This window comes from Neptunicella marina, from assembly GCF_014270035.1.
In the GTDB taxonomy this organism is placed as follows: domain Bacteria; phylum Pseudomonadota; class Gammaproteobacteria; order Enterobacterales; family Alteromonadaceae; genus Neptunicella; species Neptunicella marina.
Genome location: NZ_JACNEP010000002.1, coordinates 72,786 through 95,569 on the forward strand (window position 1 = coordinate 72,786; position 22,784 = coordinate 95,569).

The window sequence follows — 22,784 nt, forward strand, 5'->3', positions numbered from 1 at the left end:
TACTACTCGTTTTCCGTGGCCAGATTGACGACTTTGGCTCCTGCCAGCTTAACTTCGTCGATGACTTCCACCAGCTGCTGTGCCGCGACATTCTTGTCGGTCTGAATAACGACAGGTCTGTCGTCTGTTTGTAAAAGCTGTTCGAGTGTACCGCGAATACCCGCAACACCTATGTTGTTACCATCGTAATACACCTGCCCATCATCGGTGATAGCCAGCAGAATGACGGTTTGTTCCAATTGCTGTGCGGTTATCGATTGCGGTTTATCAACTTCAACACCGGTTTCACGTACAAATACCGTTGTAACGATAAAAAAGATAAGCAGAATAAACACCACATCCAGCAAAGGTGACATATCAATGCCATTTTGCTGTTGTTGTTCCAGTTGCTGTTTTAGGCGATTTTGCATCAGTTCATCTCCGTCAACAGTTTTGGCTGACTTTTACGACGGAAATACCCCAGCAATGCGCTGTGAATTAACCAGGCAGGCACTGCACAAACCAGTCCCATTTGTGTGGTTAGCAGTGCATCTGAAATACCACCACTTAGCAGAGCCCCACTTGCCCCTTGCACTGAAATTCCTTTAAAACAGGCCAGTAAACCAATAATGGTTCCCAACAATCCAAGCAACGGCATAGCGCCAATCATGATCAGTATGGTTTGCTGGTTGCTACTGCGGTCACAATATTCGCCGTATTTCACCTGCAATAGGGCCAAAAACAATTGCTGGTAACACCCCAACGCCAGTATAGCTATTGCCCAACATACCCAGTTATTGAACATATCGTTTAACATGCGCCGGCCGCCCTGACAGGTTTTTCATGTTCACTGCTGTGCAGCGGTTTGATATTACTTTCGCTCAACTGACTGATTTGTAGTGCAAAACTTTCCAGCTGCTGGTAATAATTTTTTGCACGACGTGATAATAGCGCGTTAAGGATAAGTGCAGGTATTGCCACCACTAACCCTAACTCAGTAGTGATAAGTGCCTGTGCAATACCACCGGATACCACTTCCGGATCCCCCGAACCAAATAAGGTCATCATCTTAAAAGTTTCGATCATTCCACTGACCGTTCCCAACAGACCTAACAGAGGTGATATTGATGCAACAACCGCAATCGCCCCTAACCAACGTTCCAGTCGATATTTACTGAGTTGTAACTGGTTGAACAACAAATCATCACGATGCGCGATATTAGGCTCTTGACGGGCAATTTGCATAAGGGATGCTTGCATTCCATCGAGGCTGTTATCCTGATTTAAATCCTTCTGACTTATCCACTCTGCAAGCTTGGAACCAGGAAGCAATTGTATTTTTGGTAATCTGAATAATTGCCAGCTTTTAGCGATTGCGATAACCAGTGCAAATAGCGCGAAAAACAAAATGGGTATAGCCCACAATCCACCTTTACTAATATGCTCGATGGCGCTCTCATGCTGCCTGGCCATGGCAATTGCTTTACTGTTACTGGGGTCAAAGCTTATGCTACCCCGTCCCGTTTTAGCTAAATCCAGTAAGGATTGTCGGGATGCACCTTCCAGAGACAAACTGATTTTCAATCCATTATTACCTGACTCGAGTAATCCCGCCTGCTCACCATTGACAAACAACATGACAGGCCCGAGCGCTAATACGTCAGCCTGTTCAATAACACCTGATTCGGTGATTACCGCTTGTGGGTTAAAGGTGGGTGACAATTGCGCCAGAAGCGTCTCGCTGTGACGTAAAATACTACCAAGAGAGCCAGTTTTTTCTGGAACAGGCAGATCCTGCTGACGAATAAAGCGGTTGATAAGATTTTGTTGAAAATTATGTTGTGCACGCCAGCCGTCAATACGTTGCTGTAACTGAGTCAGGCCCAGTGTATTTTCATCCTGCGCCCGGCGTACCACCGCCGTTTTTTCGCGCTGCGTTAAAACCTGACGTTGCAACACAGATAGCTTTTTAGCAATAGCAGCCCGTTCAGCTGCCACTTTATCCTGCGCACTTTTTAGCGCCTGTTGCGCTTTTTTAATATCAGACAAAATAGATTTATCGACTGCTTGTGCTTGCACAAATAGCGGAGCAAACAAGATAAAAAGAAGGGTAACTTTTAATAATTTCATTGTATTGCCTCCACCGCAGAAAGCGTCAGTGGCAAACTAATCAGTTCGGCTTGCTTTTGTTTCTCAAAAATAGCAACGGCTTTAGCAATTTCAGTTGCATCCAGATTGGAATCAAATGTCCACTGCCAGCCATCTGCGGTTGCATGTCCTGTACCTGCCATCGTATTGTCGTGGTTAACAAACCATGCCTGACCCACGCCGAGATATAACTGCTTAACCAAGACCAACTGGCCATTTTCGGTAGTAACAGTACCTTCATTCACACTGATGCGATTGGCAAATTCAGACAACTTAGATAATTTAGCCAGTGCAACCTGCAATTGTTGCGAAACATTCGTTTCATCAGTTAGTGCTTTATCTTCTTTTTGCCAACTTTTCAGCATAACCGGCGGTAACTGCCCTTTGAGTTCGGATAGCGTTTGATTCAACCTGGTAACAAATTCACCAATAGTTTGCTGTTGTTGTTCTAACTCACTTTGTTCGTTAAGCAAGCTGGTTCGCTGTTTATCTACTTCAGACTGAACATCCTGACTTTTATTCAATATCTGCTGTAACTGCTTATATTCAGCATTTAGCAAGGTAAGACGTTGCTCCAACATTGGTTTTTCTTCCTGCCACTCGCTATTTAATGCCGCGGTCTGGCGTTCAATATCCAACCATTGCCCCACCAGTTTTTCAGTTTTATCTACTTGTTGTTGCGCTTGAGTTGTCGTTGTTGCAGCTAATGAAAAAAGACTTACAACACTGCTGAGAAGAATGATATTTCGCCTGATAAAGATCACATTTAGTTCCTACTTTAAGATGACTGGAATATTTCCTTATGAATCAAATACTACAATCAAATATATCAAAAAACAATCACAAATGATAATCGTTTGCATTTACATAATTATTATTATAATCTCCCTAACACTCAACTTCGAGTGAAATTTTATTGACGTGCATTTTTTACTTTTGCGTGAATAAAACTTCGCACACAACATCTAACTGGAGATAAAAAGAATGGGTCGTACCAACCACTTAGTTCGCCTAAATGGTTTTCATCAAACTGCCTTAGCGGTTGCGATTACTGCATCCTTACCTACTTTAGCGTCCGCTCAGGAGGTTAAACAATTACCGATGGCTCAGGCACAGGCGCAAACCGAGCAGGATTACAAAGTTGATCAATCCACGTCATATAAAAACCCCTTGCCACTGGTTGATACCGCTAAAACGATCGACATTGTTCCTCAATCGGTTATGAAAGACCGTAATGTCGATAACCTGCGTGACGCATTGCGTAACGTACCGGGTATTTCTCTGGCGGCGGGTGAAGGTGGTGCGCCCCCGGGTGATAGCATGACCATTCGTGGTTTCGATGCGACTAACGCAATTTTTATTGATGGCATTCGTGATTTAGCGGGTTACAGCCGTGATACGTTCAATACCGAAGCAGTAGAAGTAAGCAAAGGTGCGGGCTCAACTATCGCGGGTCGAGGTACCGGTGGTGGTAGCATAAATATGCAAACCAAAACGGCTAAATTAGATGATTTCGCTGATGTAAGTGCGCGTATTGGCAGTGAAAGCGATTACCGCGCAACACTCGATTACAATACCAAAATGTCAAACAGCAGCGCGTTACGTATTAATATACTCAGTGACGATGGAGACGTTGCGGGTCGTGACAATGTATCTAATGGTACAGATGGTATAGCCGTATCTTATATGTCGCAGCTAAGTGAGAAAACCACACTGGCATTCAATGCAGATATGTTGAAACAAGATAATACGCCGGATTACGGTATTCCCTGGGTAAGTGCAGGCTTGACCGAAGGCCCACTTAAAGATTACGCGGGTGGACCGCCACCGGTTGATTTCGATAATTTCTACGGCAACCTGTACCGTGATTTTGAAGATATTGATGCGAAATCTTTCACGTTAAAATTTGAACATCAGCTAAGCAATCAAACCTCGTTACGCGTTGTTGCGCGCAGTGCATCGGTTGATCGTGAAAATGTGGTAACGGCACCTCGCTTTATTAATGTATCTGAAAGTACAGATATTCGTATGAGCGATGAAAAAACCCGTGATACCAGTAATAGTATCAATATTATTCAGGCAGATTTAACGGGCCGTTATCAGACCGGTTCAGTGACTCATAATGTTGTTGCTGGAGTTGAGCTGGCTAAAGAAAAGTTTGAACGTTGGGGATATGTCGCATTAATTGCCGACAATCTTAATGACGACCCAGGTCTGAACGATTTATACAACCCAGACCCCTATTTAGAATTTACTGGTCAGTATGGCCGTGACGGAACAAAAACTTACGCCGACGGTGATAGCAAAGCAATTTATGCTTTGGATAACATCGAACTAAACCAGCAATGGTTAATCGGCTTAGGTGTACGTTGGGACGATTTTGAAACCAAATACCACAATGATGATGAAGACCTCTCTTCTTTCATCGGTATTTCCTCAAGCAAAGTAAGCTGGAATGCCAACCTGAGCTATAAGCCTGCTGAAAACGGCACTATCTATCTTTCTACTTCAACCGCATTTACGCCAGTATCGACTAACTTAACCGGTGGCAGCCGTGGTAATCAAAACGAGTTAGATCCTGAGAAAAACGAAAGCATTGAATTAGGGACTAAATGGGAGTTACTTAATCAAGATGTTCTGGTTAGCGCCGCCATTTTCCGTAACGTAAAAACCAACGGTTATGTACGTTCACCAGAAGATCGCAACTTGTATTCAATGGATGGAGAGCAAAAAGTTGAAGGTCTAGAGCTAGGTGTAACAGGTCGCATCACTGACGCGTTCTCGATTACGGCGGGTTACGCCTATCAGGACAGTGAAGTGACCGCGGGTGCAGAAGCAGAGTTAGGTTTCCCTCTGGCACGAGCACCTAAAAACTCTGCGAGTTTATGGGGCCGTTATGACTTAAGTAAACAAATATCTGCTGGTTTAGGGGTGGAATATGTAGGTGAGCGTTATAACGGCACTTCTGATACCCGCCGTAAAGCTAACAGTTATACCTTACTGGATATGATGGTGTCTTATCAGGTTAATGAAAAATTCGCCGTGCGCTTAAATGGCAGTAACCTGACGGATAAAGATTACATAGACCAATTGGGCGGTGGACACTTTATCCCTGGCGTAGGACGTCATATCTCATTGAGTGCGACCTACAGCTTTTAACAGGCGTAATAAGTGGTTTCGGGTGCTGCGGGTAACTGGTCGCTCGCGGCATCCAAACCACTTATCCCCTCTTTTCTGCTTTTAGTTATGATTGCCCTGCACTATGCTGTAGGGCATATTTGTTTTAAACAGACGCGATAAGATTGTTCTATGTTATTGAAAATCCAAAATGTTCTTTCTCAGGAACAGGTTAAACACGCTAAACAAATGTTACTTGAGGCCGACTGGACCGATGGCAATGTCACCGCAGGCTATCAGTCGTCTCAAAGCAAAAATAACCTGCAATTACCAGAAGGCAGTGCCACAGCCAACCAACTGGGTGAAATGATTTTGCAGGCACTGGGGCAATCCAATATGTTTATGTCAGCGGCGTTACCACTTAAGATTTTCCCGCCTTTGTTTAACTGTTATCAGGGTGGTCAGTCCTTCGGTACTCACGTAGACAACGCCATCCGTCAGGTACCAGGTATGCCTGTTAAGGTACGTACCGATTTATCCATGACAGTATTTTTCTGTGATCCCGATGAATACGATGGCGGAGAGTTAGTCATTGAAGATACCTACGGCTCACACAAAGTAAAACTACCCGCTGGCGATATGGTGCTTTATCCATCCACCAGTTTGCATCGTGTTACACCCGTTACCCGTGGTCGCCGTATTTCCTCATTTTTTTGGTTACAGAGCATGGTCGCCAGCGATGAAAAACGTTCGATTTTATATGATATGGATATGGCGATTCAGTCATTACGTGCTCAGGTTCAGGACAGCCCTGAAATCGTGCAGCTTACAGGTGTGTATCACAATCTGTTGCGTCAATGGGCGCAAACCTAAACCTATTGTTAATAACAGCTTCCCAACGTAACGCCGCTCATAATTTGTAGCAATTTAAGCGGCGTTTTTTGTTGTGAGCCAAAATCAATTATGTTCCGATAACTCAACGCCTTAACAGCAGGACTGTGTATTATGCTTTTAAACGGTAAACCCCTGAGCTTTAAACAGGAACTCAAATTAGTCGGCATTGTGGTCGGCATTGTCACTCTGGTGGAATTTATTAACCTGATAACCCAGGGCTGGCTCAATCAGTTTGGTTTAGTACCAAGGGAAGTACACCAGCTTTTAGGCATATTTTTCAGCCCCTTTCTGCATGGCAGTCTGGCCCATTATTTATCCAATATTCTACCACTGGCCATCTTTAGTTTGTTGCTGCTGCAATATGGTAAAAAGGCCTATTTTATGGTGACTTTGTGGTTAATTGTCACATCAGGAATACTTGTGTGGTTATTTGGCCGTACCGCTTATCACATTGGTGCCAGCGGACTTATTTATGGTTATTTTGGTTTTCTGATTCTGGCCGGTTTTATGGCTAAACAACTCAAATTAATTGTGATTTCAATTGCTGTGGCATTTGTATACGGTGGTCTGGTGTGGGGGGTGTTTCCCAATCCACAACGCTTTGTTTCATGGGAATATCACTTGTTTGGTTTTGCTGCGGGTTTAGTAGCAGCCCGTTACTGGCAATATAAAAGAACTTAAATAATCTCTACCCTTTCTCTTCCAGTTTTTGGCGCATACGCTGCTGCGCCACATCCACTAATAAATCAGGCTGGAATTTAGATATCAGACGATCACACCCGACTTTGTCCACCATAGCCTGATTAAAGCTACCACTCAGCGACGTATTAAGTGCAATAAACAACTTGTTCATGCGTGCATCACTGCGTACTTCAGCGGTTAAACTGTAGCCGTCCATTTCCGGCATTTCGGCATCGGTAAACATCATCAGGATTTCATCAGTTACCGTTTTACCAGCATCCGCCCAGCTTTTAAGTAATTTAAGCGCTTGCAGTCCGTCATTGCGTTCAATAATATCCAAACCAAACTGCTCCAGTGTGTCGCGAATTTGTGCACGAGCTGTGGCTGAATCGTCAACAATTAACACCTTTTGCCCTTTTAGGTGCTCAATAATGTCCTTATCAAGGATCTCAGGTGACACTTCGATGTCGTACTCAACGATTTCTGCCAGAACTTTTTCAACATCAATAATTTCAACCAGCTGTTTACGCCCTTCTACTTCCACCTGAGTAATGGCGGTTAAATAGGCCGACTTACCAACAGAGCTGGGCGGTGGCTGGATTTCACTCCAGGACGTATTCACAATCGACAGTATCTGACCAATTAAAAAGCCCTGCACCGAACGGTTATATTCGGTAATAACCACATTGGCGTTTGCTTCTATTTCACGCGCGGGCATTTTAATCGCCCGACGTAAGTCAATAATCGGAATGGAAGAGCCCCGGTAATTGGTCACCCCTTTCAGATTAGGATGAGAGCCGGGCATATTATTGAGTTTAGGTAGCGTAATAACTTCTTTGACTTTAAACACATTGACCGCAAAAACCTGACTCGAATTGAGTTTAAACATCAACAATTCGAGTCGATTCTCACCGACCAGATTGGTGCGTTGGTCTACCGACGCTAAAATTCCTGACATAGGGTTGTGTACTTATTTTAACCAAATGGATTAACTATTATACCAAAGTGTTTTTTGCCATGCTCGCATTCACGGCTAAACTTGCTGTTAATTTAACTTTTCACTGACAAAAACACTTCAGCTCTATACAATTCAACAAAATTATATCGTCCAAAAAACTTATTAGTTTAATGAATATTGCAAAAATCGATTTAAACCTGCTGGTGTATTTTGATGTATTAATCCGTGAGCAATCGGTCACCAAAGCCGCCAATCAACTTAGCATCACTCAACCTGCAATGAGTAATGGTTTAAAACGATTGCGTGATTTATTTAATGACCCCATTTTGGTACGCACCAGTGAGGGTATGACCCCTACCAAACGCGCGCTGCAGCTTCAACCGGTAATTCGCGATGCCTTATCCAGACTCGAATCAGCCATTCAGCCAGAAAGCGAATTTGACCCGGCCAATAGCCAACGTACTTTTCGTATTATGGCCAGTGATTACGCTGAATCCACTTTATTGTTTGAAGTGATCCGCGAGTTAAATCAACAAGCCCCCAATATCGTGTTAGACGTGATCACGCCAAGTGATGTGACATTTTACGATGTGGAACACGGCAAAGTGGATATGGCCATCAATCGTTTTGAACAACTACCGGTATCCTTCCACCAAAAAGTACTGTGGCAGGATGATTTTTGCTGTGTGCTCAATACCGCTAACCCAATCGTGCATGAATTCAATTTAGACACCTATTTAGCCGGACAACATATCTGGGTAAGTAAAACCGGTTTTGGTGTGGGGGTGGGTATCGACCCTAAAGAAGTACAAAAACTGGGGTGGGTAGACGAAGAACTGAATAAACTCGGACACAAACGCCACATCCGCACCTTTACCCGGCATTATCATGTGGCACTACAACTGGCTAAAGTACAAAACCTGATTGCAACGCTCCCCAGCCGTGCAGCACATTTGTATCACGATGATCCCAATGTCACTATATTGCCACCGCCTTTTGCTATTCCCCCCATTACCTTAAAAATGGCATGGAGTGCGCTACTGCAACATGATGCCGGCCATATCTGGCTGCGTCGTATGATTGCCGATATCGCAAGCAGGCTTTAAGCCTGCTCTTTATTTAGGCTGCTAAATTAGCTGAGCCAATGTTTATTGGGTAAAAAGTACTGTCTCAAGGCTGGCACCACTGGTGAGTTGTTTAAACGGCCATTGTTGTTCAAAGCAAACAGCCATTAAGGTAACCGGTAAATCAGCGGCAATATCAGTATCAAAGCTAATCAATATTTCGGTGGCTGACAAACTACGCACCTCAGTGACGCCTGTTAACTGGGATATTTTCTGTTCAATCTGCGGGTCTTTTTTAGCTAATACTAAGGTCAACTGACGCACATTATTAGTTTGAGTCTGAATACGATGCTCACGTAATTGACCATGCTCCAATAGCAAAACCTGATCGCACAAGCGCTCCAGTTCGTGCAGATCGTGGGAACTAAGCAAAAACGTGATATCAGTGGATAGTTGCTGAATCAGTTCACGGATTTGTCTGGCATGCAAAGGATCGAGTCCCGCTGTTGCTTCATCGAGCAACACCAGTTTAGGCGCGCCAATTAAGGCCTGTGCGATAGCAACCCGTTTTCGCATACCATGCGACAAAGCTGTAGGTTTTGCTTTGATACTGTCCTGCATAGAAACCAGCTCTAACACTCGTTCGGTTTCCGATTGTTGCTGTTTGGGGCTCATGCCCTGCAGCCGGCAATAGAGCTTTAACTGCTCACCTACATTAAAGGCAGGATCGAGCTGAGCATCCTGCGGTAAAACCTGCATCTGATTTTTTACCGCCATCGAACCGGGTGGCTGACCCAGTATTTCAATACGTCCTTCACTGGGTAAGATGAATCCACTCATCAAACTAAATAAAGTGGTTTTACCCGCACCATTAGGTCCAACCAGGGCAACTGGCGCACCGGCTTCGATATTAAAACTAATGTCATTTAAAACCTGTTTACTGCCATAGCGATGAGACAAATGTTGGCAATGGACTAATGTACTCATAGCGCATTCCTTTGGCTGATATAGCTGGCTACCGACAGAAATACAATAACTTGCAATGCGGGTTGCCAGTAACTTTGAAGTAACTTTGCGGGAATAGCATACAACTGCATAAGATCATTACCCGGTTGGATATAAGATACAAACTCCAGCCAGGGTTGCCACCATACTAAAAACGAAAACAGCACTGTCATTAACCCCATCGACAATACCGTCACAAGCAATACTGAGCGTGCCGAGCGTAACAAGGTATTTAACATGGTCATAAAGGCAATATACGGAATTAACGCCAGCATCAGATGCAACCATAAAAAACCAGCCTGGGGAACTGCGCTACTAAGTAGTGAAGTGTCGCGCAGTCCACCGTAGACAAGCGCAGCAATAAAGGTTACCGCGCTTAACAACGCCATCAGCAACACTTTACCTAAAAAGCGGCCAGCCAGAATTTGCTGACGACTTACCCGGGACAATAAATAACGCAAGGTACCACGCTCGCGGTCTGAAACCGTCTGATCGGCACTAAAGGTAATGCACAAAAAAGGAAACAAATAAATCGCCAACATCCAGAATACGGTTAGTTCCGGCATCGGCCAGTTATACAATTCACTAATGCCTAACTCGCCCATCACGCTATGCGCCATTCGTGAAAACTCCTGCGAATATAAGGTTTCGGCGCCATGCGAGATGATGTAATAAAACAAAAGTCCCCATACCAGCGAATACACGGCAAGCGTTAACCAACCCCGGGGTGAAAAAAACAAACGTTTTAACTCAAATAATGCGAGATAAAAAACAGGTCGCACAAAGGCCATAAAAAATCCCTATTTCAATAACTTAAATGATATTAACAAGCTCTGGCTAGTGCTGCGAATGGCATTTGTAACAATTAATCTGTGGTGTTTTGACGTAGTGTTAAAAGATTAGATTCAGCCAGCAACTGGTCAATCAACTCCATTTGTCGCCCGGTTGCAATTGCGCGTCTTGGGTAAAGTGGGTTTTGGCGATCATTCAACCAATGTTGATTCCAGGTACAGGTGGTTTCAATAAATTGCCGGGCGAAGGTTTCACCGCCGGCTTCTAAGCAACCGACTAAACAGGTATCAACATAAGACTGCATCACCGGGTGATCGCTATTTGCCTCGAGTATCAACAGTGATTCACAAATCATCACTGGCGCGTCGAGCTCAATCGGTTCACCCGATAGCAATGTAATCTGCTCTGTTGCTACCTGACTAAAGCGATAATCTTTTTCGCGTTGACGAAGATTATCATCAATATGTGGCACCTTGATCAACACGCCATTCATCGCGGCGTTCACATTGGCAATTGCGCCGACATGAGATTGTTTTTCCTGAGGATTTTGCGTAATCCAGCTGCGCTGCCAACCAGTTAATGTAACTGGTTCAGCCTGCTCTGACAGTTGACTATACTGGGTACGGCTATGTGTGCTGAGTAAACTGCCGTACCCAAGTAAATAATGATAATACTGACTCACGCGCTTAAATAACTGACGCGCTGGCAGTTAAGCCAAGATAAATGCACATAATCCCGCACACCAGTAACAAACCAAAGGTCAGTGCCGCTCCATATTTGCGTCCGGCCGCCCAGTTGGGTGTATAGGCCAATGCATAACCATGTAAAACGCGTGCCAGCACTAACAAAGAACCAAGAATATGAATGGTTAACACCGGGAAACGCCCTAATTCCAGCATACCAATCATGATGAGTAATAAAGGAACATACTCAGCAAAATTAGCGTGAGCACGAATGCGGCGCTGCATGCTTTCATTACCACCATCCCCTAAGCTAATGCCCGTAAAACGCTTTTGCACCACTCGCACACTCAGCAATAAATAAAATAATGCCAGAATACCGGCGTAAATTGGGGTAATTAACATGCTACGCTCCTTTTAAATTGTTTATACAATAACGACTCCATGCGTTTTTACGCTCGAATCAACGCCAGTAGCTCGTCGGTTTTTTGCTGCATGAGTTTATTATCTCCGCGCGTTTCGACGTTCAGGCGAATAACGGGTTCGGTATTCGACATTCGCAGGTTAAAACGCCAGTGGTCAAATTCCAGCGACAAACCATCGGTGCGGTCTTCCATCTTCGCCTCATCTTTAAATACCGCATACACCTTTTCAATGGTCGCTTTGGCATCAGTAACTTTGCTATTGATTTCACCGGGCGACGGAAAACTCGCCATACGTTGCTCAACCATTTCAGTCAGACTTAAACCTTTGGACGAAAGCAGATTAACCACAAGTAGCCAGGGGATCATACCGCTGTCGCAATAAAAGAAATCACGGAAATAATGGTGAGAACTCATTTCACCACCGTAGGCAGCATCCTGATCACGCATAATCTGTTTAATAAACGCATGACCGGTTTTTGACATCACAGCCTTACCACCGCCCTGCTCTACCATATCGATGGTATTCCAGGTTAAACGCGGATCATGAATGATGGTGGCGCCGGGTTGCTTTTCCAAAAACGCAGCAGCCAATAAGCCAACCAGATAATAACCGTCGATAAAGCGACCTTTGGCATCCCACAGGAAACAACGGTCAAAGTCACCATCCCAGGCAATCCCCATATCGGCACCCTGTTTTACCACTGCATCGCCAGTTACCGCTTGTTGTTCATGCAATAAAGGATTAGGAATACCATTGGGGAAGGTGCCATCCGGCTCATGATTAATTTTAATCATTTCAATTGGCACATTACGTTCATTAAACGCTTTTTCTAAACGATCAATGGTTGGCCCTGCCGCGCCATTACCGGCATTAACCAATAATTTCATCGGTTTTACTTGCGCCAAATCCATATAACCAAGCAAATGTTCAATATAGGCGTCTGCCGTCTCTACCTGTTTTAAGCTGCCTTTTTGCGCGCCATCAACAAACTTCCCGCGCTCTGCCAGCAGTTTAATATCCAGCAGTCCATTGTCATTACTAATGGGTTTAGATTGCTCTCGTACCAGCTTCATGCCGTTGTAATTAATTGGGTTATGTGAAGCGGTGACCATAATACCGCCATCGGTATTCAGATGACTGGTGGCAAAGTAGATCTCTTCGGTACCACATAAACCAATATCCAGTACATCCACACCGGCATCCATTAAACCTTCGGCCAGAGCTTGTTTTAATTCATTTGATGTCAAACGAATATCACCACCCACCACAATAGTTTTTGCCTGCAAAAAGTCACCAGCTGCACGTCCAATACGATAGGCCACATCAGTATTCAGTTCTGTTCCCAGTTCACCACGAATATCGTAAGCGCCAAAACAAGTAAGAGAAATCGGTTCCATTGTCATTCCATGAATTCGCCAGAAAGGCTATTTAGGTTGAAATCAAAGTGTTTATTTTATGCCGCAAGCCTACCACAGCATAGATATGAATAAGAGCAACAAGCGTATTTATAAAGCAAAATGGCACAAAAAAGGCGGATTATCTATCCGCCTCTTTAATAATTGAAAATGTGGGGTTTTACACTGATGCTTTGCGCAGTAACAAACTGCCGATTGAATAACCTGCGCCAAAAGAACACAGCACGCCAATATCACCAACTTGCAAATTATCCTGATGTAAATGGAATGCAATTAATGAACCGGCTGACGCAGTATTAGCATAGGTATCCAGCACGATGGGGGCTTCTTCTGCACTGGCATCCCGACCCAGTAGTTTTTTGACGATTAGCAGATTCATATTGATATTAGCCTGATGCAACCACCAGCGAGTTACACCTGGAATCTCAATATTATGTTGTGCCAAATGCGAACTAATATGTTCGGCCGCCATTGGACAAACTTCTTTAAACACTTTACGTCCATGCTGATAAAACAGCTTATCAGCCGCGGTGGGGTCAGAATCGTTAGCATGATTCACATAACCAATATTGGCGCGAATGTTATTTGAAAAGACAGTTTCGGCTTTAGTACTAATAATCTCAAACCAGCTATCGCTATGACAGTCGTCTTTACCTTCCACCACTGCCGCGGTTGCAACATCACCAAAAATAAAGTGGCTGTCGCGGTCGGTGTAATTCACCAGAGGCGATGTCAGTTCAGGATTGATCACCAACACAGCTTTGGCGGTGCCTGCTTTGACCATTTCATAGGCGCGGTGCAAACCAAAGGTTGCTGCGGAACAGGCCACCAACATATCAAAACCAAAACCTTTGATACCTAATTCCTGTTGTACTTCAATCGATATCGCAGGAAAAGAACGCTGGGTAATGGCGCAGGAGACAATCACTGCGTCAATATCTTCGGCTGATTTATTGGCCGCTTTAAGTGCCAGTTTGGCCGCATTAACCGCCATTTGCGCCTGATCGGAAATCATGTCTTCGCTACGCTCAGGAATACGGGGACGCATACGTGAAGGCTCTAAGATGCCATCTTTAATATACACATGGCGCTGCCTGATGCCTGAGGCTTTTTCGATAAATTCGGCACTGGAATGAGGTTTTGCCGCAATGTCGCCCTGCTCTATTGCCTGTTGATTAGCAGCATTAAATTGATCTGCCCAGGCATTATAACTTTCAACCAGCTCCTGATTGGTAATAATATGCTCCGGCGTCCATAAGCCAGAACCACTGATAACAACGTCGCTCATTGCACAATCCTGTTATTATTTTTTAACCAGTTTAACCTGAAGTTAACACATCTGACCAGTATTAGTCACGGGGCGCGCATAGTACCGATTTATACATGACGTGATCAAGTCGGATTAACAAACTTCGGCAACGTTTAAAGCGGTTCATTGTTAGGATAAAGTAGCCCGCATCCTGTGTACACGATTGAAATTCAGCAGTCAGTTAAAAGGATTTTAGATTTGCGTCGTTTTGTTATTTTATTCACGCTATGCCTGAGCTTGTATATCAGGTTCAGCGCTAATCAAAACAGTACTGCGGTGGCGCAAAAATCACACTTGGAGCCCCAGACCAGTCAACCAGTATCAAGCCATACTTTGTCTGATAACGGCATAGTTAAACCGCAGCTAACAGCTAACGAAATCGAACAAGCGGAACAGCTGTTTTACGACATCAAGCAGCGCTACCAACAACATCAGTCGCAGTAGATTGTTGCGGTTGGTGATATCGGTTTAAACTCAGTATCGCCATCACCGCCAGTACATACCCTAATACTGGCCCGGCGCCATAACCCAGCAAGGGCGCAGGTGTAATGCCAAACACCGAAGCAATGAATATCACTACATAATAAGCCGCCAGCGGATATAACCATGTGCGTGATTTGGCACAGGCCACAAAACATACGACCAATGCCGCGGCAATTGCGATAATTACACTCCCGGTAATAATGTGATGTGCAATAGCGGTTTTAAACACTTCCTCAACATAACTAACCGGTTTAAGTGGATCATTTTTAAGTGCAGCCCAGAGTGTACTGACCAAGGTTAAAAGAAGTAAAAAGCGAATGTGACGTTTTGAGCAAGTTAAACGGGTTAACACAATTAATGCTGCCAGCCAGGCGAGTAACTGCGCAAGATCCGGCTGCACAGCTAAAACAATAGCAGTAACGCCGGCAAGAACAACAGCCAAAATATCAGATTTGGTCTGAGTTAAAACAAAACCTGTTATCACGATTAATGGTGGCATCACTACTGCCGCCATATACAGATTAAACCCACCCAAACTGAGCCAGCGTGCGGGATAGACATGACTAAAAACCGTACTCAGTAATCCCGCCAACAGTAAAATCAAACAGGGGATGAGCCAGTCAGGGGAGGCTTTGTGAGGATTAATAGCTGAATATTTACCACGCCAACTATGCACGGCAATTAACAAAATGATCGCAGCACCATAAACCGCGGCTTGCACCAACAACAGGTTGTCACCCACCCCACTTATTGCCAGCACAAAAAAACTACCTAATGCGCTGACCAGCAAAATAATCATAAAAGGTAACAAACGCCTGTCTCCTGCAACCCTAAAGCCAGCACTTTATTCACTGGAACAGGTTATTCGCAGCGATGTGATTGCCATAAGGCTTGCAGCCTTTTGGTTGGCAATTGGTTATTATTGAACTGTTTAATTTGCTTAAGCACTTTACATACCTGTGCCCGCGCCTTTTCCACCTGAATTCCCTGCTGCACATCGTCTAACGTCTTGTTTTGCAAAACCGCAATTAATTGTTGGTTATGTTGCTCAATTTGCGCCAGCAAGGTTTGTAGCAAAACATCATCAATGACGCTTTCAACCTGCTTTGTACCAATTTTCAACGGTTGTTCCGCTCTTTTTTTCGCTTTTCTTAACGTACTTTTACTGACGTTTTTATGTTCGGCACGCGCTGTATAAAATGCCTGAATTAAACTACCAAGCGCGCTTAATCCAGAGACAACCAATCCAGCGATATCCACAACCAGTCTCTACTTTTGACGCATAAACGCGACGGCAACACCTGAGCCAACAAAGGTCAAACCAGCGCCAATATTCAACCCACTGACTACCTTTGGTCGTGCGCGCAACCAGCCAGCCAATGAAGACGAAAATATCCCCATTAATGCAAACCCTACAGCGGTTAACAGAGCAAACCATAATCCATACCCCAGCAATTGCAGGGTAACCGAGCCCAGAGCAGGGTTAACAAACTGTGGTACAAATGCCAGAACAAACATACCCGGTTTAGGGTTAAGAGCAGCAGATAAAAAGCCGGTAGTAAAAATGGTTTTAAGCGGCTGACGTTTTGCGGGCTCAAGGTTTATCAGGCTTTTGCTGCGCAGAACTTTAACCCCCAGCCAAATCAAATAACAAGCACCAATGATTTTGACCACATAAAACGCCACCACAGAAGTTTGGATCAACAGGGTAAGACCAAAGGTGGCCGCTAATACGTGGAAAAGGATACCTGCACCAGAGGAGAATCCTGATATCAACGCAGCCATTCGACCCTGACTCAATCCACGTCCGATTGCTAATAAGTTATCAGGGCCTGGTGCAATTACCAGCAGTAAGCAGGCAAGCGTGTAAGTGATCACCACATCCATTGGAAACATGTTTACTCCTTTATTCAGACTTGTTTTTGGGTAGCTAAAACACACTAAAGCGATGTTTTATCATGCAATTACCTTAATACCCAGTCTCAAATTGTAAAGACTTATTGCTCGTAATTGTGCTGCCAACGCCCTTTCAGTGCGCGTCAGCCGGTAAAATGCAGCCTGACATAGGCAAACTACAAACTTTCTGGCAAAGTGTGGAAAACCGTTCAAATGTTAGACAGCTGGATAAGGAATTCATTATGTCTGCCGCCATGCGTAAAAAGACATTCAGGCGATATCTGCGTCTGTTTTTTATTTTATGGGCCGTCGTATCGGTAACTTATCTGGCTAACTCGGTGCGTACACAAGGTGTATCTGACACATTACTGGCATCCACTGACCGGGTGGATGTGATTAATACCAACAATCAACTTTTCTTTATGCCCGGGCAAACACAAAGCAGTGCCCTGATTTTTATCTGTGGTTCAGGTATTACGCCCGAGGCTTATGCTCCCCTGCTCCACCCGGTTGCAGAGCTGGGGTACCCGGTTTTTATCGTGGGTTTACCCTGGCGTTTTGCCCCATTAGACAGTCATAAACAGCAAGCATTGAAGTACCTGGATACAATCCTTAAACACCATACGGATATCAGCCGCTGGGTCATTGCTGGTCATTCACTCGGCGGCGCACTAACAGCACAATTTGCAGCCAAACCACACAGTGAAAACTTAAGTTACGTGTTGATTGGTACAACTCATCCCAAACAGCAGGATTTATCCCATTTGCAGGCAGAAGTGAGTAAGGTGTTTGCCACGCAGGATGGCATTGCCCCCGCCGATAAAATTTTGCTCAACCGAAAATTACTCCCCGCCAGTACCCATTGGATCAGAATTGACGGCGGTAATCATTCGCAATTTGGCCATTATGGTCATCAACTGTTTGATGGCCATGCCACCATTAGCCGCGAGCAGCAACAGCAAATGACCCGCGACACCCTTATTGCCCAGTTAATGGGGGTGTAACGTTAGCTAAGCATGCAAAAAGGCCGCTAAAAAGCGGCCTGGATTGTTGTTTAATACAATGCACTTTCGTGATGTTGCTTAATACCCGCGCTTAAACAGCCGCGAATCTTTCACCACGTTTTTCACCATGCGACCGAACTGCTTATCTTTGGCGCGAATTTGCTGCAAGCTGGATGCATTATGTGCCTGCTCACGCAGCAACTTGTGGTAATTATGCAAACGACGCAAATCGAGCAAACCATCATCTATCGCCTTTAATACGGCACAATTTGGCTCAGAAAAATGTAAACAATCGGCAAAACGGCATTGTTCAGCTAAGGCATCGATATCAGCAAACGCTTGCCTGATCCCTTGCTCACAGTCTGCCAGCTGCAGTTCACGCATCCCGGGCGTATCAATTAATACCGCACCATTCGGCATAAAATGCATAGAACGTGCTGTGGTGGTATGTCGGCCTTTACTGTCATCTTCACGGATACCGCTGGTTTTCTGCACCTCATTACCCATCAAGGTATTCAGCAACGTCGATTTACCCACACCCGATGAGCCTAACAAAGAAATGGTTTTCCCTGCTTTGCATAACGACAATAAATTTGCGCAGCTTGTAGCATCCAGCCCGTTGACCATTTCAATTTGCAATAAAGGGTCAAGTGCTTGTAAGGCATCAAATTTACGTTGTGCGTCATCACATAAATCCAGCTTGGTTAGCACCACAACCGGCTCGGCACCGGCCTCGTGCACCAGCGTTAAATAACGCTCAATACGGCTTAAGTTAAAGTCGTGATTGAGTGAACAGACGATAAGCACCGTGTCCACATTCGCCACAATCAGTTGCTCTGCCAGTTTGGCACCTGCAGCTTTTCGGCTAAACAGTGATTTACGTTCCAACATACGAACAAACTGCTTTTCTTCATCAAGCAATAACCAGTCACCAACGGTCAGGTGTGGTAACGAAGGGGTTATCGCCAAATGATCAAAACCGTATTCACTTCGTAAAACATATTCACTGCGATGATGCGCGATAACACGTGCAATGGTGTTTTGTTGTAGTTCTTCGAGGTTAAGTTGTAATTGAAAAAACGCTTGCCAGCCCAGTTGGGTTAATGACATTTGTGTACTCATGATATTTCCTTGCGCACAAGCTAAATACAGTTGTGCAAAAACAAATAAATGCAGCAGCAAAATTACAGACGTAAAACATTACTGCCGGTTTGAGAACACCGGGCGAAGACGTATTAAAAGTGAAAAGAGTTTAAGACAGGGAGGGTTATATAAACCTGTTTAAGCTGACGTCTTCACCGGGTGGGATTTCAATACAAACATCAATATATCTCCTAAATTTCTAACAAATGTGAGCCTGCATACTAGCAGCAATTTTTAGCCAGTACGAGAATTAATCACCGGCTTTTATCCCGTTAGTACGCAGCTATTTGGCTTAGGTGTTAGCGCTTTAATTCGCGCACAAGACGCTTTTGAGCCCGCTTAAACAAGGCACTATCCTTGCCGAGCTTAACAATATCCCGAAGTCGTTGCACAGCAAGCTCACTATTTTGCCCACCAGCAATATCCAATAACAACTCAGCAATATCCAAATTCTGTTTAGTCGGTAAACGGTAGGTCTTTAACAGCAGATTAAGTGCCTGCACACCAGATTTTGGCAACAATTGCTGTTTTTGACTAAATACCGCCACCTGATAACAGGCATTGATCCACTTAATTTCGCGATACCACTTTTGTTGCGGACGATTTTCACACGCCCGAAAAAAATGTTGCTGTGAGCTGGATATATCATCAATCGTCCAGTAATACTGCGCCACACGTTCCAACACCACAAAATCGGCAGGGAAATCCTCTACCGCTTGTTGCGCTGCGGTTACTCCAAGTTGTTGATCATCGGTATTTTGCGCATAGTTTAGTCTTGCAACATAGCCCCACTTTTTATCCAGTTCTATGGCTTTATCAGTAAGCGGTTTTTGCAAAGAATCATCCGCGCCATAACTACTGCCATGCGCCGATGCTCCCGCCCGCAGTGCAACATATTCAGCGCTGTTTGGCGCCACTTCCCCCGCGCGTAACTTAGCCTTCACTCCTTTTTTGTAAAAGCCAAATTTGGAAAAAATACTGGCCTGATGCCCAATATCCCGCCATGCATCGGCCGCAAAGGCAAAAGTATCGGGGTTATGCGCAAAACGCGTTTCAAAGGTGAGTAACCTGCGCTCGGCAGCGTCCGTATCTTCCAGTTCTATTTGCAGCATAATATCCAGTTTACTTAGTTCTGGATTTTGCTGTTTTGATTTATTTTGCTCAGCTAACAACCTGGCAGCCAACGAAGTATCACCTTGCACCAGATAATGGAAAGCGGCATTAACCTGCTCTGTTAAAACGGCATTTTGCTCAACATTTTTAGCATTGCCTGCAGCACATACCACCAACCCCACCACTGCAACCAATGCTTTTATAAGCTTATTAATACAACCCACATACCCTCCAGTTAATTTGTCTAATTCTTGATACGGGAAACATAATGCGGCGGATTAAAAAATTGTCAGGCAAAGTATGATGAAGAGGTAAGATTTGATGATAAAAGGATGAATACGCATTGCAATATCAGCAAAAGCAGGCTTTGCATTAGTATTTGTGCTCCCAAAGTTGCTTTGCAATAAATAGTTATTTACTGTTTGATTTTATTGCCTTTAATATGAATTCAGAGCGTGACCAGGATGTCGGGTAAGGAAATGGATTTTAAACATTCAAAAAATCTCACAAAGTGGGTCAGATACATACTGTGTGTGCAAATTGTGCTGGCAATAATATCGATTGGCTCAAACTTTCTTGAATATCAGCTACTGACTGATTTACAAAATGGAGCATACGTTTCTCAGATAGAAGCCTTCGATGATGCAGAGTCAAGTGATCGGCGTCAGCAGATCCTCAATGTAATTAATATTATTGTATTTATCATATCCGGGCTGCTTATTTTGATATGGATTTATCGCGCCAATTATAATTCGCATCAATTAGGAGCAAAGGATATGGATTTTACTCCTGGCTGGTCAATTGGTTACTTCTTTATCCCTATTCTTGCGCTTTGGAAACCTTATCTGGCAATGAAGGAAATTTGGCAAACAAGCCATAATCCAAACAACTGGGCATTAGAACAAGCCGGCACAATTCTGAGGGTTTGGTGGTTTTTCTGGATAGTCTCCAACATAGTCGCTCAGATTGGGTTTAGAGTGTCACTCGAACCAAAAGAACTACAAGATTTTATTAATAGTAATATTGTTATGCAGATCTCAGATCTACTTACCATTCCGCTGGCAGCATCTACTTTAATACTGATTAGCTCAATCTATAAAGCACAATATGCCGCGTTAAAGGCCAAACAAACAAACGAGGATAATTAGATTTATCAGTCAGTATTGCCACCTCAAACCATCCCTGAACCTATAAAACATAAGATATCTCTCCCCAAAAGCTCATAAGGGTATTGCACTTAAAAAATAAAATAAGCTTATTAAATGGATTCATAATCGTCATAAGGTTCTATTTTTCTCAGAATTTTAACAAATTGTTAATATTTACAGCATTAGTGGAAATCGATGACATGTCCATCACAACAAAAATCACCATCATCACAAGAACCGTTCATCATATACTGTTGTGTGCATCTGTTTTTGCCATAACAGCATGCAGTCAAACAACTCATGAGAGTCTTCAAGGCGCAAAAAATCCCCCACCCACCCACTTTGACAACCCTATTATTAAATACGACACCCAAGATCCGACACATGAAATTGGCGAGTTGATATTTACCGCAGATCCTGCGGCGATGGTCTTAAATGACACGGTATACCTGTATACCACCCACGATGAACAGTCGATCGATGGCAATGATTACCGCATGTACGACTACCGTCTGTGGACAAGTAAGGATATGGTGCACTGGAAGAATAAAGGTACGGTGCTGCGCTATTCCGATTTTGCATGGGCAAGAGGCGATCAAAAAACAGGTAATGCTTACGCACACCATGTCATTCACCGTAAGGATCAATCAGGCAAATCTAAATATTATTTTTATGCCGCCGTTGAAGGCGGGCAAAAAGACGGAAAGTTTGGCTTTTCAATTGGTGTAGCTGTATCCGACAACCCACAAGGACCGTTTACAGACCCTCGTGGTATGCCGATGATTTTGCTCGAAGACACGGCCCAATATAAAGACCACACATGGCGCAATATTGATCCGGCAGTATTTATCGATGACGATGGCCGCGCCTACCTTTACTGGGGCAACCAACAGTTATGGTGGGTTGAGCTTGAGCCCGATTTAATTCATCTCAAAGGTGAAGAATATACGCTCGATACACAAGGAAAAATGCACAACCGCGATGCTCGCAATGTCAGGATTCATGCGGTTAATTCCCTGCCAAATTTCGAAGAAGGTCCATATGTATCCAAACACAATGGCATGTATTATCTGGTGTATGCAGCAGGCTTTCCGGAGAGTATTGCCTACGCAACCAGCACCTCTGCAACCGGTCCCTGGAACTATCAGGGAATCCTCATAGAGCCATTACCGGGTACCACCACTATCCATCCTGCGATGTTTGATTTCAAGGGCAACACCTACCTTGCCTACCACAATGCCGGACTGCCGGACTGCCGGGGGGAGGAAATTACAGACGTTCAGTATGTGTAGACAGGGTCTATTTCAATCAGGATAAAACCATTAAAAAACTTGTTTTGACATCGGAAAAATAAACGTAAAAGGAGTCTGTTTACATGAAGAAATTTAGCCAACAATGGATAAATAACGTGCAAAGGGTGTTAGCTGTATTTTCTTGCAATATTACACAGAGAGCATTAAAAAGAACTGTCTGTCGCAAGCCGGCCAGCACTGGCATCACCAGGCTTAGTCCCCACCTGATCGTAGCAA

At 44.2% G+C, this 22,784-nt stretch carries 24 protein-coding genes; 8 read left to right on the forward strand and 16 right to left on the reverse strand.

The window, feature by feature from the left end; genetic code table 11:
• Positions 1–2 precede the first annotated feature (2 nt).
• From H8B19_RS02730 to H8B19_RS02745, 4 genes are read right to left on the reverse strand one after another with little or no spacing between them, the layout of a single operon-like run.
• The gene (locus H8B19_RS02730) at positions 3–410 is read right to left on the reverse strand and encodes an ExbD/TolR family protein (protein ID WP_186505252.1); all 408 of its coding nucleotides are present in this window, start codon (positions 408–410) and stop codon (positions 3–5) included.
• Positions 410–796 (reverse strand): MotA/TolQ/ExbB proton channel family protein, encoded by a 387-nt coding sequence (locus tag H8B19_RS02735; protein WP_186505253.1) that lies wholly within the window; start codon positions 794–796, stop codon positions 410–412. The genes H8B19_RS02730 and H8B19_RS02735 overlap by 1 nt, the downstream gene beginning before the upstream one ends.
• The gene (locus tag H8B19_RS02740; RefSeq protein ID WP_186505254.1) at positions 790–2,109 is read right to left on the reverse strand and encodes a MotA/TolQ/ExbB proton channel family protein; all 1,320 of its coding nucleotides are present in this window, start codon (positions 2,107–2,109) and stop codon (positions 790–792) included. Before H8B19_RS02740 ends, H8B19_RS02735 begins: the two co-directional genes overlap by 7 nt.
• Positions 2,106–2,891 (reverse strand): DUF3450 family protein, encoded by a 786-nt coding sequence (locus H8B19_RS02745; protein WP_186505255.1) that lies wholly within the window; start codon positions 2,889–2,891, stop codon positions 2,106–2,108. The genes H8B19_RS02740 and H8B19_RS02745 overlap by 4 nt, the downstream gene beginning before the upstream one ends.
• Positions 2,892–3,111: 220 nt before the next feature.
• Here H8B19_RS02745 and H8B19_RS02750 point away from each other — a divergent pair, with 220 nt between their 5' ends.
• The 3 genes from H8B19_RS02750 to H8B19_RS02760 all read left to right on the forward strand — a co-directional run bounded on the left by H8B19_RS02750 (position 3,112) and on the right by H8B19_RS02760 (position 6,819).
• The gene (locus H8B19_RS02750) at positions 3,112–5,286 is read left to right on the forward strand and encodes a TonB-dependent receptor (RefSeq protein WP_186505256.1); all 2,175 of its coding nucleotides are present in this window, start codon (positions 3,112–3,114) and stop codon (positions 5,284–5,286) included.
• Positions 5,287–5,436: 150 nt separating this feature from the next.
• Positions 5,437–6,117: a Fe2+-dependent dioxygenase gene (locus H8B19_RS02755; protein ID WP_186505257.1), complete on the forward strand. Its 681-nt coding sequence runs from the start codon at positions 5,437–5,439 to the stop codon at positions 6,115–6,117.
• A 132-nt stretch (positions 6,118–6,249) separates the two neighbouring features.
• Complete coding sequence (locus H8B19_RS02760; protein WP_186505258.1) at positions 6,250–6,819, forward strand: rhomboid family intramembrane serine protease; 570 nt, start codon at positions 6,250–6,252, stop codon at positions 6,817–6,819.
• Between the two features lie 7 nt (positions 6,820–6,826).
• Here H8B19_RS02760 and H8B19_RS02765 read toward each other — a convergent pair whose 3' ends face one another.
• Positions 6,827–7,777, reverse strand: a complete 951-nt coding sequence (locus H8B19_RS02765) for a chemotaxis protein CheV (RefSeq protein WP_186505259.1) — start codon at positions 7,775–7,777, stop codon at positions 6,827–6,829.
• A 170-nt stretch (positions 7,778–7,947) separates the two neighbouring features.
• Between H8B19_RS02765 and H8B19_RS02770 the strand changes: the two genes are divergently transcribed.
• A complete protein-coding gene (locus tag H8B19_RS02770) occupies positions 7,948–8,883 on the forward strand; it encodes a LysR family transcriptional regulator (protein WP_186505260.1) in 936 nt (311 codons plus the stop codon).
• A gap of 42 nt (positions 8,884–8,925) precedes the next feature.
• Here the strand turns inward: H8B19_RS02770 and H8B19_RS02775 are convergent, their stop codons facing one another.
• From H8B19_RS02775 to H8B19_RS02800, 6 genes are all read right to left on the reverse strand, one after another.
• Positions 8,926–9,828, reverse strand: a complete 903-nt coding sequence (locus H8B19_RS02775; protein WP_186505261.1) for an ABC transporter ATP-binding protein — start codon at positions 9,826–9,828, stop codon at positions 8,926–8,928.
• On the reverse strand, positions 9,825–10,637 hold the full coding sequence (locus H8B19_RS02780; RefSeq protein ID WP_186505262.1) for an ABC transporter permease: 813 nt from the start codon (positions 10,635–10,637) through the stop codon (positions 9,825–9,827). Before H8B19_RS02780 ends, H8B19_RS02775 begins: the two co-directional genes overlap by 4 nt.
• 74 nt (positions 10,638–10,711) lie before the next feature.
• Positions 10,712–11,320 (reverse strand): gamma-glutamylcyclotransferase, encoded by a 609-nt coding sequence (locus tag H8B19_RS02785; RefSeq protein WP_186505263.1) that lies wholly within the window; start codon positions 11,318–11,320, stop codon positions 10,712–10,714.
• 4 nt (positions 11,321–11,324) lie between these two features.
• Positions 11,325–11,723 carry an MAPEG family protein gene (locus tag H8B19_RS02790; RefSeq protein WP_186505264.1) on the reverse strand — a complete coding sequence of 133 codons (399 nt, stop codon included), beginning with the start codon at positions 11,721–11,723 and terminating at the stop codon, positions 11,325–11,327.
• A 47-nt stretch (positions 11,724–11,770) separates the two neighbouring features.
• Positions 11,771–13,132 (reverse strand): phosphohexomutase domain-containing protein, encoded by a 1,362-nt coding sequence (locus tag H8B19_RS02795; RefSeq protein WP_422121144.1) that lies wholly within the window; start codon positions 13,130–13,132, stop codon positions 11,771–11,773.
• 187 nt (positions 13,133–13,319) lie between these two features.
• Positions 13,320–14,447 carry a beta-ketoacyl-ACP synthase III gene (locus H8B19_RS02800; protein WP_186505266.1) on the reverse strand — a complete coding sequence of 376 codons (1,128 nt, stop codon included), beginning with the start codon at positions 14,445–14,447 and terminating at the stop codon, positions 13,320–13,322.
• 174 nt (positions 14,448–14,621) lie between these two features.
• Here H8B19_RS02800 and H8B19_RS02805 point away from each other — a divergent pair, with 174 nt between their 5' ends.
• A complete protein-coding gene (locus H8B19_RS02805; RefSeq protein ID WP_186505267.1) occupies positions 14,622–14,912 on the forward strand; it encodes a hypothetical protein in 291 nt (96 codons plus the stop codon).
• Here H8B19_RS02805 and H8B19_RS02810 read toward each other — a convergent pair.
• Genes H8B19_RS02810 through H8B19_RS02820 form a run of 3 tightly spaced genes read right to left on the reverse strand, consistent with a single transcriptional unit; the run spans position 14,878 to position 16,847 of the window.
• A complete protein-coding gene (locus H8B19_RS02810) occupies positions 14,878–15,762 on the reverse strand; it encodes a hypothetical protein (protein ID WP_186505268.1) in 885 nt (294 codons plus the stop codon). The two genes, H8B19_RS02805 and H8B19_RS02810, sit on opposite strands and share 35 nt — an antisense overlap.
• A gap of 50 nt (positions 15,763–15,812) precedes the next feature.
• Positions 15,813–16,211 carry a hypothetical protein gene (locus H8B19_RS02815; protein ID WP_186505269.1) on the reverse strand — a complete coding sequence of 133 codons (399 nt, stop codon included), beginning with the start codon at positions 16,209–16,211 and terminating at the stop codon, positions 15,813–15,815.
• 9 nt (positions 16,212–16,220) lie between these two features.
• A complete protein-coding gene (locus H8B19_RS02820; protein WP_186505270.1) occupies positions 16,221–16,847 on the reverse strand; it encodes a LysE family translocator in 627 nt (208 codons plus the stop codon).
• A gap of 155 nt (positions 16,848–17,002) precedes the next feature.
• Between H8B19_RS02820 and H8B19_RS02825 the strand changes: the two genes are divergently transcribed.
• Positions 17,003–17,851, forward strand: a complete 849-nt coding sequence (locus H8B19_RS02825) for an alpha/beta hydrolase (RefSeq protein WP_186505271.1) — start codon at positions 17,003–17,005, stop codon at positions 17,849–17,851.
• A gap of 78 nt (positions 17,852–17,929) precedes the next feature.
• Here H8B19_RS02825 and rsgA read toward each other — a convergent pair whose 3' ends face one another.
• Positions 17,930–18,973 (reverse strand): ribosome small subunit-dependent GTPase A, encoded by a 1,044-nt coding sequence (gene rsgA, locus H8B19_RS02830; RefSeq protein WP_186505272.1) that lies wholly within the window; start codon positions 18,971–18,973, stop codon positions 17,930–17,932.
• A 320-nt stretch (positions 18,974–19,293) separates the two neighbouring features.
• Positions 19,294–20,331 (reverse strand): hypothetical protein, encoded by a 1,038-nt coding sequence (locus tag H8B19_RS02835; RefSeq protein WP_186505273.1) that lies wholly within the window; start codon positions 20,329–20,331, stop codon positions 19,294–19,296.
• A gap of 255 nt (positions 20,332–20,586) precedes the next feature.
• Between H8B19_RS02835 and H8B19_RS02840 the strand changes: the two genes are divergently transcribed.
• Positions 20,587–21,255 carry a DUF4328 domain-containing protein gene (locus tag H8B19_RS02840; protein ID WP_241737451.1) on the forward strand — a complete coding sequence of 223 codons (669 nt, stop codon included), beginning with the start codon at positions 20,587–20,589 and terminating at the stop codon, positions 21,253–21,255.
• A 200-nt stretch (positions 21,256–21,455) separates the two neighbouring features.
• The gene (locus H8B19_RS02845; protein ID WP_206683157.1) at positions 21,456–22,547 is read left to right on the forward strand and encodes a glycoside hydrolase family 43 protein; all 1,092 of its coding nucleotides are present in this window, start codon (positions 21,456–21,458) and stop codon (positions 22,545–22,547) included.
• The last annotated feature ends 237 nt before the right edge of the window (positions 22,548–22,784 follow it).

Bases quoted from the DNA above. Each gene is read 5' to 3' on its own strand.
- H8B19_RS02730 (WP_186505252.1), bottom strand. From the start codon at position 410: ATGCAAAATCGCCTAAAACAGCAACTGGAACAACAACAGCAAAATGGC.
- H8B19_RS02735 (WP_186505253.1), bottom strand. From the start codon at position 796: ATGTTAAACGATATGTTCAATAACTGGGTATGTTGGGCAATAGCTATA.
- H8B19_RS02740 (WP_186505254.1), bottom strand. From the start codon at position 2,109: ATGAAATTATTAAAAGTTACCCTTCTTTTTATCTTGTTTGCTCCGCTA.
- H8B19_RS02750 (WP_186505256.1), top strand. From the start codon at position 3,112: ATGGGTCGTACCAACCACTTAGTTCGCCTAAATGGTTTTCATCAAACT.
- H8B19_RS02755 (WP_186505257.1), top strand. From the start codon at position 5,437: ATGTTATTGAAAATCCAAAATGTTCTTTCTCAGGAACAGGTTAAACAC.
- H8B19_RS02760 (WP_186505258.1), top strand. From the start codon at position 6,250: ATGCTTTTAAACGGTAAACCCCTGAGCTTTAAACAGGAACTCAAATTA.
- H8B19_RS02765 (WP_186505259.1), bottom strand. From the start codon at position 7,777: ATGTCAGGAATTTTAGCGTCGGTAGACCAACGCACCAATCTGGTCGGT.
- H8B19_RS02770 (WP_186505260.1), top strand. From the start codon at position 7,948: ATGAATATTGCAAAAATCGATTTAAACCTGCTGGTGTATTTTGATGTA.
- H8B19_RS02775 (WP_186505261.1), bottom strand. From the start codon at position 9,828: ATGAGTACATTAGTCCATTGCCAACATTTGTCTCATCGCTATGGCAGT.
- H8B19_RS02780 (WP_186505262.1), bottom strand. From the start codon at position 10,637: ATGGCCTTTGTGCGACCTGTTTTTTATCTCGCATTATTTGAGTTAAAA.
- H8B19_RS02790 (WP_186505264.1), bottom strand. From the start codon at position 11,723: ATGTTAATTACCCCAATTTACGCCGGTATTCTGGCATTATTTTATTTA.
- H8B19_RS02800 (WP_186505266.1), bottom strand. From the start codon at position 14,447: ATGAGCGACGTTGTTATCAGTGGTTCTGGCTTATGGACGCCGGAGCAT.
- H8B19_RS02820 (WP_186505270.1), bottom strand. From the start codon at position 16,847: ATGTTTCCAATGGATGTGGTGATCACTTACACGCTTGCCTGCTTACTG.
- H8B19_RS02825 (WP_186505271.1), top strand. From the start codon at position 17,003: ATGCAGCCTGACATAGGCAAACTACAAACTTTCTGGCAAAGTGTGGAA.
- rsgA (WP_186505272.1), bottom strand. From the start codon at position 18,973: ATGAGTACACAAATGTCATTAACCCAACTGGGCTGGCAAGCGTTTTTT.
- H8B19_RS02840 (WP_241737451.1), top strand. From the start codon at position 20,587: ATGGATTTTAAACATTCAAAAAATCTCACAAAGTGGGTCAGATACATA.
- H8B19_RS02845 (WP_206683157.1), top strand. From the start codon at position 21,456: ATGTCCATCACAACAAAAATCACCATCATCACAAGAACCGTTCATCAT.